At 69.9% G+C, this 14,536-nt stretch carries 13 protein-coding genes; all 13 read left to right on the top strand.

Annotation, left to right across the window (positions count from 1 at the left end; translation table 11 throughout):
* Positions 1 to 323: 323 nt before the first annotated feature.
* Complete coding sequence (locus AB0I91_RS03085; RefSeq protein WP_053715312.1) at positions 324 to 689, top strand: NADH-quinone oxidoreductase subunit A; 366 nt, start codon at positions 324 to 326, stop codon at positions 687 to 689.
* Between the two features lie 11 nt (positions 690 to 700).
* Positions 701 to 1,249, top strand: a complete 549-nt coding sequence (locus AB0I91_RS03080) for a NuoB/complex I 20 kDa subunit family protein (protein ID WP_498776413.1) — start codon at positions 701 to 703, stop codon at positions 1,247 to 1,249.
* A 125-nt stretch (positions 1,250 to 1,374) separates the two neighbouring features.
* Complete coding sequence (locus AB0I91_RS03075) at positions 1,375 to 2,073, top strand: NADH-quinone oxidoreductase subunit C (protein WP_498776596.1); 699 nt, start codon at positions 1,375 to 1,377, stop codon at positions 2,071 to 2,073.
* The gene (locus tag AB0I91_RS03070; RefSeq protein ID WP_498776415.1) at positions 2,070 to 3,473 is read left to right on the top strand and encodes an NADH-quinone oxidoreductase subunit D; all 1,404 of its coding nucleotides are present in this window, start codon (positions 2,070 to 2,072) and stop codon (positions 3,471 to 3,473) included. Before AB0I91_RS03075 ends, AB0I91_RS03070 begins: the two co-directional genes overlap by 4 nt.
* A complete protein-coding gene (gene nuoE, locus AB0I91_RS03065; RefSeq protein WP_498776417.1) occupies positions 3,470 to 4,192 on the top strand; it encodes an NADH-quinone oxidoreductase subunit NuoE in 723 nt (240 codons plus the stop codon). The genes AB0I91_RS03070 and nuoE overlap by 4 nt, the downstream gene beginning before the upstream one ends.
* Positions 4,193 to 4,206: 14 nt before the next feature.
* Positions 4,207 to 5,505: an NADH-quinone oxidoreductase subunit NuoF gene (gene nuoF, locus AB0I91_RS03060; protein ID WP_498776419.1), complete on the top strand. Its 1,299-nt coding sequence runs from the start codon at positions 4,207 to 4,209 to the stop codon at positions 5,503 to 5,505.
* Positions 5,502 to 8,015 carry an NADH-quinone oxidoreductase subunit G gene (locus AB0I91_RS03055; RefSeq protein ID WP_498776421.1) on the top strand — a complete coding sequence of 838 codons (2,514 nt, stop codon included), beginning with the start codon at positions 5,502 to 5,504 and terminating at the stop codon, positions 8,013 to 8,015. The genes nuoF and AB0I91_RS03055 overlap by 4 nt, the downstream gene beginning before the upstream one ends.
* The gene (gene nuoH / locus AB0I91_RS03050; protein WP_498776423.1) at positions 8,012 to 9,343 is read left to right on the top strand and encodes an NADH-quinone oxidoreductase subunit NuoH; all 1,332 of its coding nucleotides are present in this window, start codon (positions 8,012 to 8,014) and stop codon (positions 9,341 to 9,343) included. Before AB0I91_RS03055 ends, nuoH begins: the two co-directional genes overlap by 4 nt.
* Entirely contained in the window at positions 9,330 to 9,896 is a 567-nt protein-coding gene (gene nuoI / locus AB0I91_RS03045) for an NADH-quinone oxidoreductase subunit NuoI (protein WP_498776425.1), read from the top strand. The genes nuoH and nuoI overlap by 14 nt, the downstream gene beginning before the upstream one ends.
* On the top strand, positions 9,893 to 10,735 hold the full coding sequence (locus AB0I91_RS03040; protein WP_498776427.1) for an NADH-quinone oxidoreductase subunit J: 843 nt from the start codon (positions 9,893 to 9,895) through the stop codon (positions 10,733 to 10,735). Before nuoI ends, AB0I91_RS03040 begins: the two co-directional genes overlap by 4 nt.
* Positions 10,732 to 11,031, top strand: coding sequence for an NADH-quinone oxidoreductase subunit NuoK (gene nuoK, locus AB0I91_RS03035; protein ID WP_053715303.1), 300 nt, complete (start codon positions 10,732 to 10,734; stop codon positions 11,029 to 11,031). The genes AB0I91_RS03040 and nuoK overlap by 4 nt, the downstream gene beginning before the upstream one ends.
* Positions 11,032 to 11,041: 10 nt before the next feature.
* On the top strand, positions 11,042 to 12,976 hold the full coding sequence (nuoL, locus tag AB0I91_RS03030; RefSeq protein ID WP_498776429.1) for an NADH-quinone oxidoreductase subunit L: 1,935 nt from the start codon (positions 11,042 to 11,044) through the stop codon (positions 12,974 to 12,976).
* Positions 12,973 to 14,535: an NADH-quinone oxidoreductase subunit M gene (locus AB0I91_RS03025; RefSeq protein WP_499634965.1), complete on the top strand. Its 1,563-nt coding sequence runs from the start codon at positions 12,973 to 12,975 to the stop codon at positions 14,533 to 14,535. Before nuoL ends, AB0I91_RS03025 begins: the two co-directional genes overlap by 4 nt.
* Position 14,536 lies beyond the last annotated feature (1 nt).

Here is a 14,536-nt window from a genome sequence, read left to right as displayed (position 1 = left end):
GCGCCGACTTGAGAGTCGGCGCTGTTTCGTTTTCGGTGTGCTCCCGTTCACCGACGGGTCAGCCAACTGTTGATCTGCACCGTGAAAGTGCAGGTCAGCGCCTATGACGGGGGTGCCCGTCACGCCTCTGTGTGACGTTCTACACTGACCCTCAGGTCTTGTGAATCAGTTCACAACCGGCTGAGATGCCTTGTGAAGTGTTTCACAAGCGACCTGCGGATTGTTAGGCACGCCTAACCTCCGGAGGCCGCAAGAACACCCTTTAGGGTGCGCAACGGTCGGCGGTGCACCACCACCGCGACGCGAGGAAAGGACGACGGAGAGTGCTGGACCCTTACCTCCCCCTCGTATTGATGTTCGTCCTCGCCGGGGCCTTCGCGCTGTTCTCGGTGACGGCCGCGCCGTACATCGGTCCCCGCCGCTACAACCGCGCGAAGCTCGACGCCTACGAGTGCGGCATCGAGCCGTCGCCGCAACCCGTGGTGGGCGGTGGCCGCATGCCGGTCGCCTACTACCTCACGGCGATGCTGTTCATCCTGTTCGACATCGAAATGGTGTTCCTCTACCCCTTCGCGGTCTCCGCGGACCGGCTCGGCCTGTTCGGCCTGGTGGAGATCGCCCTGTTCGTCGCGACGGTCGGCTTCGCGTACGCCTACGTGTGGCGTCGCGGCGGCCTCGACTGGAACTGAGGGGGAAACCAGTGGGTCTCGAAGAGAAGCTCCCGAACGGCATCCTGCTCGCCAGCGTGGAGAAGCTGGTCAACTGGACCCGCAAGTCCTCGCTGTGGCCCGCCACGTTCGGCCTGGCGTGCTGCGCGATCGAGATGATGACCACCGGCGGCCCGCGCTACGACCTCGCGCGGTTCGGCATGGAGGTCTTCCGCGCCTCGCCGCGCCAGGCCGACCTGATGATCGTCGCGGGCCGGGTGACCAACAAGATGGCGCCGGTGCTGCGGCAGATCTACGACCAGATGCCGGAGCCGCGCTGGGTGCTCGCCATGGGCGTGTGCGCCTCCAGCGGCGGCATGTTCAACAACTACGCGGTCGTGCAGGGCGTGGACCACGTCGTGCCGGTCGACATGTACCTGCCCGGCTGCCCGCCGCGGCCGGAGATGCTGATCGACGCGATCCTCAAGATCCACGCGAAGATCATGGACGAACCGCTCGGGGCGAACCGCGCCGCGCTGCTGGCCGAGTCCGGCCACCAGACGGCCATGATCCCGTCCTCCGAGCGCTTTGCGAAGAAGTGAGCGGCATGGCAAACGACAGCAGCCCAGGCGGAACCGGCGCTGAGCAGGGCAAAGACGTCGAGAAGGCCCCCGGCGCGGGCACCCCGCAGACCGAGGGCAACCCCGAGGCGCTCAGCTCCGCGAGCATGAACGAGGCCCAGCACGAGGAGCACCTCGCGCGCGGCGGCATGGTCGCGGGCAAGGCGCGCCAGGGCATGTTCGGCATCTCCGGCACCGGCGACACCTCCGGCTTCGGCGGCCTGCGGCTGCCCGCCCACGTCGCCGCGCCGTCCGAGCGGCCCTACGGCGGCTGGTTCGACGAGGTCGCCGACGAGCTGCTGGCCGCGATCCGGGAGAAGGGCCTGCCCGCCGACACGGTCCAGCAGATCACCGTCGACCGCGGCGAGATCACCTTCTTCCTGCGCCGCGAGAACCTCGTGGACGTGGCGCGCATCCTGCGCGACGACCCGGCGCTGCGGTTCGAGCTGTGCAGCTCGGTGTCCGGTGTGGACTACGGCGCCGACGCGCCGCAGCGGCTGCACTCGGTCTACCACCTGACGTCGATGACCTACCGCCGGCGCATCCGGCTGGAGGTCGCGGTCGACGTGGACGACGCGCACATCCCCAGCGTGGTCTCGGTCTACCCGACCGCGGACTGGCAGGAGCGCGAGGCCTGGGACATGTTCGGCATCGTCTACGACGGCCACCCGGGGCTGACCCGGATCCTCATGCCGGACGACTGGGACGGCCACCCGCAGCGCAAGGACTACCCGCTCGGCGGCATCCCGGTGGAGTACAAGGGCGCGGAGATCCCCCCGCCAGACCAGAGGCGGTCCTACTCATGACCGAGCGACTTTCCGACGTGACCACCGGCACCGACACCAGTGCCGCGGGCCGTGACAGCGAAGCCCACGACGCCGGCCGCACCACGCCGGACACCGACGCGTACGCCGGCTCGCGCCAGACGACCGAGGGCACCGTCTACACGGTGACCGGCGGCGACTGGGACGAGGTGCTGGCCGAGGCCGCGGGTGACGAGCGCATCGTCATGAACCTGGGCCCGCAGCACCCCTCCACGCACGGCGTGCTGCGCCTGGTGCTGGAGCTGGAGGGCGAGACCGTCACCCAGGCCCGCAGCGTCATCGGCTACCTGCACACCGGCATCGAGAAGAACGTCGAGTACCGCAACTGGACCCAGGGCGTCACGTTCGTGACGCGCATGGACTACCTGGCCCCGCTGCACAACGAGGCCGCGTACTGCATGTCGGTCGAGAAGCTGCTCGGCATCACCGTCCCGCAGCGGGCGCAGACGATCCGCGTGCTGCTCATGGAGCTCAACCGGATCAGCTCGCACCTGGTGGCGCTGGCCACCGGCGGCATGGAGCTCGGCGCGCTGACCGGCATGACCGCGGGCTTCCGCGAGCGCGAAGAGGTCCTGCACCTGCTGGAGTTCCTCACCGGTCTGCGGATGAACCACGCGTTCATCAGGCCCGGCGGCCTGGCGCAGGACCTGCCGGACGGCGCCGAGCAGAAGATCAAGGACTTCATCAAGGTGATGGACTCCCGGCTGCCGGACTACGACAAGCTGCTGTCGGGCCAGCCGATCTGGCGCAACCGCCTCGCGGGCGTCGGCTACCTGCCGGTGGACGCGTGCCTCGCGCTGGGCATCACCGGGCCGATCCTGCGCTCCGCGGGCCTGCCGTGGGACCTGCGCAAGGTCGACCCCTACTGCGGCTACGAGAACTACGAGTTCGACGTGCCCACGTCCAACGCCGCCGACTCCTACGCCCGCTACCTGCTGCGGCTGGAGGAGATCCACCAGTCGCTCAAGATCGTCCGGCAGGCCGTCGACAACCTGACGCCCGGCCCGGTCATGGTGGCCGACGCCAAGGTCGCGTGGCCCGCGCAGCTGACCATCGGCGCGGACGGCATGGGCAACTCGCTCGAGCACGTCCGCAAGATCATGGGCCAGTCCATGGAGTCCCTGATCCACCACTTCAAGCTGGTGACCGAGGGCTTCGCGGTGCCGGCGGGCCAGGTGTACGTGCCGATCGAGTCGCCGCGCGGCGAGCTCGGCTACCACGTCGTCTCCGACGGCGGCACCCGGCCGATGCGCGTGCACGTGCGCGAACCCAGCTTCGTGAACCTCCAGTCGATGCCCGCGATGTGCGAGGGCGGCATGGTCGCCGACGTCATCGCCTCGGTGGCCTCTATCGACCCGGTGATGGGTGGTTGTGACCGATGACGCAGACGCAGGAACCCACCGACCTGTTCGACCAGTCCATCGTGGACAAGGCGCAGGCGATCATCGCGCGCTACCCGCAGGCGCGGTCGGCGCTGCTGCCGATGCTGCACCTGGTGCAGTCGGTCGAGGGGTACGTCAGCCAGGCGGGCATCACGTTCTGCGCCGGCCAGCTCGACCTGACCGACGCCGAGGTCAGCGCGGTCGCGACGTTCTACACCATGTACAAGCGCCGCCCGTGCGGCGAGCACCTGGTGAGCGTCTGCACGAACACGCTGTGCGCCGCGCTCGGCGGTGACGCCATCTACGCCAAGCTCAAGGACCACCTGGACGTCGGCCACGAGGAGACCGCGGGTGAGCCGGGCACGCCGGGCTCGATCACGCTGGAGCACGCCGAGTGCCTGGCGGCCTGCGACCTCGGCCCGGTGCTCCAGGTCAACTACGAGTACTTCGACAACCAGACGCCCGAGGGCGCGCTGGAGCTGGTGAAATCCCTGCAGGCGGGGGACAAGCCCCACCCGACGCGGGGCGCGCCGCTGACCGACTTCCGCCAGGCCGAGTTGCAGCTGGCCGGGTTCTTCGAGGGTCGTGACGCGGACCTGGACGGCCCGTCGGCCGCACCGGAGACGGTGCGCGGGGCCAAGATCGCCGCGGAACGCGGCTGGACCGCGCCGGCCATGCCGGACAACGCGGAGTTCCCGCCGCTGCCGGAGAAGAAGTAGGTAGGGGAGCTGACGTGGTCGACAACCTGACTCCCGTCCTGACGAAGCGCTGGCTGTCGCCGCGCTCGTGGACGCTGAAGACCTACGAGCAGCTGGAGGGGTACACGGCGCTGCGCAAGGCGCTCAAGGCCCACCCGGACCAGCTGATCCAGCAGTGCAAGGACTCCGGGCTGCGCGGTCGCGGCGGCGCGGGTTTCCCCACCGGCATGAAGTGGGGCTTCATCCCGCAGAACGACGGCAAGCCGCACTACCTCGTCATCAACGCCGACGAGGGCGAGCCGGGCACCTGCAAGGACATCCCGCTGATGATGGCGGACCCGCACTCGCTGATCGAGGGCATCATCATCACCTCGTACGCGATCCGGGCGAACTTCGCCGCGATCTACGTGCGCGGCGAGGTGCTGCACGTGATCCGCCGGCTGCACGCGGCCGTGCGCGAGGCGTACGAGGCGGGCTACCTGGGCAAGGACATCCTCGGCTCGGGCTTCGACCTCGACGTGGTCGTGCACGCGGGCGCGGGCGCCTACATCTGCGGCGAGGAGACGGCGCTGCTGGACTCGCTGGAGGGCAAGCGCGGCCAGCCCCGGCTCAAGCCGCCGTTCCCGGCGACCGCGGGCCTGTACGCCTCGCCGACCGTGGTGAACAACGTCGAGACGATCGCCAGCGTGCCCTACATCGTCAACGGCGGCGCGGACTGGTTCCGCACCATGGGCCGCGAGCGGTCGCCGGGCCCGAAGATCTTCTCGCTGTCCGGCCACGTGGAGCGCCCCGGCCAGTACGAGGCCCCGATGGGCGTCACGCTGCGCGAGCTGCTCGACCTGGCGGGCGGCATGAAGGACGGCATCCCGCTGAAGTTCTGGACGCCGGGCGGCTCGTCCACCCCGCTGTTCACCGCCGAGCACCTGGACGTGCCGCTGGACTTCGAGGGCGCGGCCGAGGCCGGTTCGATGCTGGGCACCACCGCGTTGCAGATCTTCAACGAGACGGTGTCCGTGCCGTGGGCGGTCATGAAGTGGACCGAGTTCTACAAGCACGAGTCGTGCGGCAAGTGCACGCCGTGCCGCGAGGGCACCTACTGGCTCGTGCAGATCCTCCAGCGGATGGTGCGCGGCGAGGGCACGGCCAGTGACATCGACACGCTGCTGGACGTCTGCGACAACATCCTGGGCCGCTCGTTCTGCGCCCTCGGCGACGGCGCGGTCAGCCCCATCACCAGCGGCATCAAGTACTTCAAGCACGAGTTCCTGGCCTTGTGCGACCAGAACTCACCCGAGAAGGATCAGGCAGCAGCCCTGGCGGGAGCAAGCGCATGACCATCGAGGCAACCGCACCCGAGAAGAGCACGGAGCTCGTGGTCCCCGAGGGCCACGTGAAGCTCGTCATCGACGGCGTCGAGGTCGTCGCGCCCAAGGGCGAGCTGCTCATCCGCACCGCGGAGCGGCTCGGCACCGTGATCCCGAGGTTCTGCGACCACCCGCTGCTGGAGCCCGCGGGCGCCTGCCGGCAGTGCCTGGTCGAGGTGGAGATGGGCGGCCGGCCGATGCCGAAGCCGCAGGCCTCCTGCACCATGACGGTCGCCGACGGCATGGTGGTCAAGACCCAGCTGACCTCGCCGGTGGCGGACAAGGCGCAGCAGGGCGTGATGGAGCTGCTGCTCATCAACCACCCGCTGGACTGCCCGATCTGCGACAAGGGCGGCGAGTGCCCGCTGCAGAACCAGGCGCTGGCGCACGGCCGCTCGGACTCGCGGTTCCACGAGCACAAGCGGACGTTCCCGAAGCCGATCCCGATCTCGACGCAGGTCCTGCTGGACCGCGAGCGGTGCGTGCTGTGCCAGCGCTGCACGCGGTTCTCCGCGCAGATCGCCGGCGACCCGTTCATCGAGCTGCTGGAGCGCGGCTCGCAGCAGCAGATCGGTGTCGCGCCGGAGAAGCCGTTCCAGTCGTACTTCTCCGGCAACACCATCCAGATCTGCCCGGTCGGCGCCCTGACCAGCGCCGCGTACCGGTTCCGCGCCCGGCCGTTCGACCTGATGTCCACGCCCGGCGTGTGCGAGCACTGCTCCTCGGGCTGCTCGACGCGCACCGACTGGCGGCGCGGCAAGGTGCAGCGGCGGCTGGCGGGCGACGCGCCCGAGGTCAACGAGGAGTGGACCTGCGACAAGGGCCGCTTCGCGTTCACCTACGCGACGGCCGGCGACCGGATCCGCCGCCCGCTGGTGCGCGACAAGGCCAGCGGCGAGCTGCGCGAGTCGTCTTGGACCGAGGCGCTGCAGCACGCCGCCGAGGGCCTGGCGAAGGCGCGTGACGGCAAGGGCGTCGGCGTGCTGGCCGGCGGTCGCCTCACCGTCGAGGACGCCTACGCGTACTCGAAGTTCGCCCGGATCGCGCTGCGCACCAACGACGTGGACTTCCGCGCCCGCGCCCACTCGGCCGAGGAGCTGGAGTTCCTGACCGGCGCGGTCCTCGGCCGGAACCCCGACAACGGCGGCGTCACCTACGCGGGCATCGAGTCCGCGCCGGCCGCGCTGCTGGTCGCGTTCGAGCCGGAGGAGGAGTCGCCGATCGTGTTCCTGCGGCTGCGCAAGGCGGCCCGCAAGAACCGGACGAAGGTCTACCACCTGGGCCAGTTCACGACGCCCGCGGTGGAGAAGACGAACGGCGTGCTGCTCGCGTGCGTGCCAGGCGGCGAGCCCGCCGCGGTGAACGCGCTGCCCGAGCACGCCGCCGACGTGGTCGAGGAGCTGGCGAAGCCGGGTTCGGTGATCCTGGTCGGCGAACGCGCCGCCGAGGTGCCTGGCCTGTTCTCCGCGGTCGCCGCGCTGGCCGAGCGGACCGGCGCGAACGTCGCCTGGATCCCGCGGCGCGCCGGTGAGCGCGGCGCGCTGGAGGCAGGCCTGCTGCCGACGTTGCTGCCGGGCGGTCGCCTGGTGGGCGACGCGGCCGCGCGGGCCGAGGTCGAGCAGGCGTGGGGCCTGGAGCCCGGCGCGCTGCCCGCCGAGGCGGGCCGCGACACCACGGGCATCCTGACCGCCGCCGCGAGCGGTGGGCTGGACGCGCTGGTCGTCGGCGGTGTCGACCCGTTCGACCTGCCGGACCCGGCGCTGGCCGAGCGCGCGCTGGACTTCACCGGTTTCGTGGTCAGCCTGGAGCTGCGGCACAGCGCGGTCACCGCGCACGCCGACGTGGTGCTCCCGGTCGCGCCCGCGGTGGAGAAGGCGGGCAGCTACCTGAACTGGGAAGGCCGCCCGCGCCCCTTCGGCACCACGATCGAGGGCACCGGCGCGCTGTCGGACGGCCGGGTGCTCGACACGCTCGCCGTGGAGATGGACGCGGACCTGTTCACCCAGACCCCGGCCGCCGCGGCGGCCGACCTGGCGCGACTGGGTTCCGCCGCGGTGACGGCGTCCGCGCCGACCGTGCCCGCGCCGACCGTGCCCGCGCCGCTGCTGTCGCAGCCCAAGGCCGGCCAGGCCGTGCTCGCGACCTGGCGCAGGCTGCTGGACAACGGTTCGTTGCAGGACGACGAGCCGAACCTGGCGGGCACCGCGCGCCCGGTGGTGGCCAAGCTGTCCGCCGCCACCGCCGCGCACCTCGGTGTCGAACTTGGTGGCGAGATCACGGTCGCCACCGATCGGGGCGAGGTGGTGCTGCCGGTCGAGGCGGCCGACCTGCCCGACGGCGTCGTGTGGCTGCCCGGCAACTCCGGCGCGGTCACCGTGCGGCGCAACCTCGTCGCCGGCCACGGGTCCGTGGTGGCCGTCTCCCCGCACGTCACGGGCTCCGCTGAGCAGATCACGTCGCCCGCTGGAGGCAAGGCATGAGCAGCGCTGAACTCCTGGCCGACGATCCGCTCTGGCTGATCGTCGTCAAGGTCGTCGGCATCTTCGCGTTCCTCGTGGTCATGACCCTGTTCATGATCAACTGGGAGCGCAAGGTCGTGGCCCGGATGCAGCAGCGTCCCGGACCGAACCGGGTCGGCCCCGGCGGCTGGCTCCAGTCGCTCGCCGACGGCCTGAAGCTCGCGTTCAAGGAGGACATCCGCCCGGTCCTGGCGGACAAGTGGGTGTTCTTCCTGGCGCCGGTGATCTCCACGATCCCCGCGTTCGTCGCCTTCTCGGTGATCCCGCTCGGCGGCGAGGTCTCGATCTTCGGCGAGCGCACCGCGCTGCAGCTGGTCGACCTGCCGGTCGGCGTGCTGGTCGTGCTGGCCTGCTCCTCGCTCGGCGTCTACGGCATCGTGCTGTCGGGCTGGGCGTCCGGCTCGCCGTACCCGCTGCTGGGCGCGCTGCGCTCGGCCGCGCAGGTGATCTCCTACGAGATCGCGATGGGCCTGTCGATCATCGCGGTCGTCATGCACTCGCACTCGCTGTCCACCGCCGACATCGTCGACGCGCAGAGCGGCGGCTGGTACTTCTACCTGCTGCCGGTCAGCTTCCTCATCTACGTCTGCTCGATGGTCGGCGAGACCAACCGCGCGCCGTTCGACCTCCCCGAGGCCGAGTCGGAGCTGGTCGGCGGCTTCCACACCGAGTACAGCTCGCTGAAGTTCGCGCTGTTCTTCCTCGCCGAGTACGTCAACATGGTCACCGTCTCGGCGCTGGCCACCACCCTGTTCCTGGGCGGCTGGCGGTTCCCGTTCGTCGGCGACGACCACGTCCTCAACAGCGGCTGGTTCGGCCTGCTCTGGTTCGTGGTCAAGACGCTCGGCTTCCTGTTCCTGTTCATCTGGCTGCGCGGCACGCTGCCCCGCCTGCGCTACGACCAGTTCATGCGGCTGGGCTGGAAGTTCCTGGTCCCGATCGCGCTGGTCTGGTTCGTCGCGGTGGCGGTCGCCCGCTACCTGCGCCAGGAGTGGGAGGCCAACAGCGGCCTGGACACCAGCACGGCGCTGATCGTGATCGGCGGGTTCCTCGCGGTGGTGCTGCTGATCGCGTTCCTGCTGCCGGACAAGCGGGAACCGCACGACCCCGACGCCGTGCCGGTCACCGGTGGCGGCTACCCGGTGCCGCCGCTGGACCTGAAGGTCCCCAAGCCGCCGCCGCGCAGGCAGGTGCGGGTGGCCGAGCTGCCCGGCGCCGAGAACCAGACGCAGGAACCGGCCGCGGTACCCGCAGCTTCACACAAGGAGGCCAGCGATGGGCGTGTTTGATCCCGTCAAGGGCTTCGGCGTCACCTTCGGCACGATGTTCAAGAAGGTCGTCACCGAGGAGTACCCCGAGGTCAAGAAGGTCACCGCGCCGCGGTTCCACGGCCGCCACCAGCTCAACCGGCACCCGGACGGGCTGGAGAAGTGCGTCGGCTGCGAGCTGTGCGCGTGGGCGTGCCCGGCGGACGCGATCTTCGTCGAGGGCGGCGACAACACCGAGGACGAGCGCTACTCGCCCGGTGAGCGCTACGGCAAGGACTACCAGATCAACTACCTGCGGTGCATCGGCTGCGGCCTGTGCATCGAGGCGTGCCCGACCCGCTCGCTGACCATGACGAACGAGTACGAGCTGGCCGACGACAACCGGCAGAAGCTGATCTTCACCAAGGAGGACCTGCTCGCGCCCCTGCTGTCCGGCATGGAGCAGCCGCCGCACCCCATGCGGCTGGGCGAGAACGAGCAGGACTACTACGTGAACGGGCCCAAGCTGGCCCGCGAGGCGGGCGTGCCCGCCGGCGCGATCGTCGAGACCGGGCCCGAGGAGGCGGGCAGGTGAGCCTCTCGTTCCTGCTCCAGCAGCCCGACGAGGTCCAGCGGGTGGTCGACACCGTCACCACCGGCGAGGCGGTCGCGTTCTGGATCCTCGGCCCGCTCGCCCTCGCCGGCGCGCTGGGCATGCTCTTCGCGCGCAACGCGGTGCACTCGGCGCTGTGGCTCGTGCTCACCATGCTCAGCCTCGGTGTGCTCTACATGGTCCAGCAGGCGCCGTTCCTCGGCTTCGTGCAGATCATCGTCTACACCGGCGCGATCATGATGCTGTTCCTGTTCGTGCTGATGCTCGTCGGCCGGGACAGCTCCGACTCGGTGGTCGAGGTGCTGCGCGGCCAGCGGCTCGCCGCGGCGGTCATCGGCGTCGGCTTCGCCGGCATCGTGGTCGCCTCGGTCGCCCGCGCGCTGACCGACGTCGAGCCGGTCGGCCTGGCCGCGCAGAACACGCGGAACGGCGGGAACGTCGCCAACATCGGCGAGGCGCTGTTCACCGACTACCTGTTCCCGTTCGAGCTGACGTCGGCGCTGCTGATCACCGCGGCGGTCGGCGCGATGGTGCTCGCGTTCACCTCGCGCACCGGCAAGGACGCCAAGAAGACCCAGAAGCAGCTGGTCGAGGAGCGCTTCCGCGGCGACCGCCCCGGCTCGCTGCCCGGCCCCGGCGTGTTCGCCACCGCCAACTCGGTGGCCACGCCCGCCCTGCTGCCGGACGGCTCGGTCGCCGCCGAGTCCCTGTCCGAGCTGATCGAGACGACCGCCAAGGAAACTCTCGAGGACGACGTCGCGGAGGTGTCCGGCAGCGGGCACGAGCCCGACGCGCACGCGCTCAAGGGAGAGTCGTCGTGACCCCTACGTACTACCTGCTGCTGTCCGCGCTGCTGTTCAGCCTCGGCGCGGTCGGCGTTCTGGTGCGGCGCAACGCCATCGTGGTGTTCATGTGCGTCGAGCTGATGCTCAACGCGGTGAACCTCAGCCTGGTCACGTTCGCCCGGATCAACGGCGGGCTGGACGGCCAGGTGATGGCGTTCTTCGTGATGGTCGTCGCGGCGGCCGAGGTCGTGGTCGGTCTGACGATCATCATGGCGATCTTCAAGACGCGTCGCTCGGCCTCGGTCGACGATTCCAACCTGCTGAAGTACTGAGAGGTCCACGGTGACGGAACCTGTTGCCGCCAGCGGGATCGGCAGTCTCGCCTGGTTGTTGCTAGCCCTGCCGGCCTTCGGCGCGCTCGTGTTGCTCGTGGGTGGCAAGCGCACCGACAAGTGGGGTCACCTGCTGGGCTGCGCCACCGTGATCGCCGCGTTCGCGTACGGGGTCGCGCTGTTCTTCGACACGGTCGCGCTGTCGCCGGACGCGCGCACCACCGAGGTGCACCTGTTCGACTGGATCCCGGTCGAAGCGCTGAACGTGGAGTTCGGCCTGCGCCTCGACCCGCTGTCGCTGACGTTCGTGCTGCTGATCACCGGTGTCGGGTCGCTGATCCACATCTACTCGATCGGCTACATGGCGCACGAGGCCGGGCGGCGGAAGTTCTTCGGCTACCTGAACCTCTTCGTCGCCGCGATGCTGCTGCTGGTGCTCGGCAACGGCTTCGTGACGCTGTACTTCGGCTGGGAGGGCGTCGGCCTCGCGTCGTACCTGCTCATCGGCTGGTACCAGCACAAGCCGGAGGCCGCGTCGGCCGCGAAGAAGGCGTTCCTGATGAACCGGGTCGGCGACCTGGGGCTGGCGATCGCCATCTTCCTCATGTTCAAGACCCTGGGCACGACCCAGTACACCGAGGTGTTCGCCCGCGTCGGCGAGTTCTCCTCGGCCGAGGTGCTGGCGATCACGTTGCTGCTGCTGCTCGGCGCGTGCGGCAAGTCGGGCCAGTTCCCGCTCCAGGCGTGGTTGCCGGACGCGATGGCGGGCCCGACGCCGGTCTCCGCCCTCATCCACGCGGCCACGATGGTCACCGCGGGCGTGTACCTGATCGCCCGCTCCAACCCGATCTACAACCTGTCGGCCGACGGCCGCCTGGTCGTGATGATCATCGGCGGCGTCACGCTGCTGATCGGTTGCATCATCGGCTGCGCGTACGACGACTTCAAGAAGGTGCTGGCCTACTCGACGGTCAGCCAGATCGGCTACATGATCCTGGCCGTCGGCCTGGGCCCCATCGGCTACGCGCTGGGCATCATGCACCTGCTCACGCACGGCTTCTTCAAGGCCGGGCTGTTCCTCGGCGCCGGTTCGGTCATGCACGGCATGAACGACGAGGGCAACATCCGCCGCATGGGCGGGCTGATGAAGAAGATGCCGATCACCTTCGTCACCTGGACGCTCGGCTACCTGGCCCTCATCGGCTTCCCGTTCCTGTCCGGCTACTTCTCCAAGGACGCCATCATCGCGGCGGCGTTCAGCATGGAGGGGTGGCGCGGCTGGGTCTTCGGCGGCGTGGCCGCCCTGGGCGCGGGCCTGACCGCGTTCTACATGACCCGCCTGTTCGTCCTGGTGTTCCTGGGCAAGCCCCGCTACACCGAGCTGCGCTCCGCGGACGGCCGCGAGTACCACCCGCACGAGTCGCCGGTCAGCATGACGCTGCCGATGATCGTGCTGGCGGTCGGCTCGGTCGGCGCGGGCTGGTTCTTCTCCTCCGGCCACAACCTGGCGGGCTGGCTCACGCCGTCGCTGGGCGAGCTGCAGGAGCAGCACGGCGTGCTGGACCACGGCGTGGTGAACATCCTGGTGCTGGCCCTGTCGGCGCTCGGCGCCGCGCTCGGCTTCCTGCTCTTCCTGCGCGGGGAGCAGCCGGTGGAACGGCCGGCGCGGGTGTCGTTCCCGGTCCGCGCCGCGCGTGCCGACCTGTACGGCAACGCGCTGAACGAGGCGCTGTTCGCGCGGCCGGGCACCTGGCTCACCCGCGCGCTGGTGTTCGTGGACAACAAGGGCGTCGACGGCCTGGTCAACGGGTCGGCGGCGCTGCTGGGCGGTAGCTCGGGCCGGCTGCGCAGGCTGCAGACCGGGTTCGTGCGCTCGTACGCGCTCTCCATGCTCCTGGGTGCGGTCTTCGTCCTGGGCGCGCTGCTGATGGTGAGGTTCTCGTGAGCTGGACGCTGATCGCGCTGCTCCTGCTGCCGCTCGTCGGCAGCCTGGTGGTGGCGTTCCTGCGGGGCAACGACCGGTTGGCCAAGTCGGTCGCGCTGGCGTTCTCGCTGGTGGAGCTGGGCCTGGCGGTGCTGGCGTGGACGGCGTTCGACCCGGGCGGCGACCGGCTGCAGCTGACCAGCTCGGCCGAGTGGATCCCGGCCTTCGGCGTGCACCTGTCGTTCGGCGTGGACGGCATCGCGCTGGTGATGATCGCGCTGATCGCGTTCCTGGTGCCGGTCGTCATCGGCGGCTCGTGGGCGGACAAGCTGCCCGAGGGCCGCAGCGCGGGCGGGTTCTTCGCGCTGCTGCTGGCCATGCAGACCGGCATGGTCGGTGTCTTCGCGGCCACCGACGTGTTCGTGTTCTACGTGTTCTTCGAGGCCGTGCTCGTCCCGATGTACTTCCTGATCGGCCGCTTCGGCGGGCCGAACCGGCAGTACGCGGCGATGAAGTTCTTCCTGTACTCGCTGCTCGGCGGCCTGATCATGCTGGCCTCGGTGATCGGCCTGTACGTGGTCAGCGCGGACGAGATCGGCCAGGGCACGTTCGACTGGGCCACGCTGGTCACGGTCACCCGCGACCTGCCGCTGTCCACCCAGATCTGGCTGTTCCTCGGCTTCTTCGTCGCGTTCGCGATCAAGGCGCCGCTGGTGCCGCTGCACACCTGGCTGCCCGACGCCGGTGCGGAAGCGCCGGTCGGCGCGGGCGTGCTGCTGGTCGGCATCCTGGACAAGATCGGCACGTTCGGCTTCCTGCGCTACTGCCTGCCGCTGTTCCCGGCGGCCAGCAAGGAGCTCGCGCCGGTCGTGCTGGTCCTGGCCGTGGTCGGCATCCTGTACGGCTCGCTGCTCGCCGTGGGCCAGTCCGACATGAAGCGGTTCGTGGCCTACACCTCGATCGCGCACTTCGGCTTCATCGCGCTGGGCATCTTCGCGTTCAGCTCGCAGGCCGGCGCGGGCGCGGTGCTCTACATGGTCAACCACGGCATCTCGACCGGCATGTTGTTCCTGGTCGTCGGCATGGTGATGGCCCGCGGCGGTTCGCGCCTGATCGAGGACTACGGCGGCATGGCCAAGCTGACCCCGGTGCTCGGCGGGCTGTTCTTCGTGGCCGGCCTGTCGTCGCTGGCGCTGCCGGGCACCAACTCGTTCGTGAGCGAGTTCCTGGTGCTCATCGGCTCCTACCCGAACGAGCCGGTCTACACGATCCTGGCCGCCGTCGGCATGGTCCTGGCCGCGCTGTACGTCCTGTGGCTGTACCAGCGGGTCTTCCAGGGCCCCGTGCGCGGCACCGCGATGCTCAACCTGGTCGGCGGCCCCGGTGCGGCGGTCGACCCGGAGAAGGCCGCCGTGCCGGACCTGAACAAGCGCGAACTGGCCGTGCTCGCGCCGCTGGTGGCACTGATCCTGGTGCTCGGCTTCTACCCGAAGCCGGTGTTGGACGTGATCACCCCGTCCGTCGGGGCGACGCTCAGCGAGGTCGGGGTGGCCGACCCGGTCGCGCAGGAAGGCAAGTGAC

It is taken from the genome of Actinosynnema sp. NPDC049800 (assembly GCF_040656635.1).
In the GTDB taxonomy this organism is placed as follows: Bacteria; Actinomycetota; Actinomycetes; order Mycobacteriales; family Pseudonocardiaceae; genus Actinosynnema.
The sequence above is the reverse complement of the archived record's forward strand: the minus strand, read 5'-3'. Positions and strand labels throughout refer to the sequence as shown.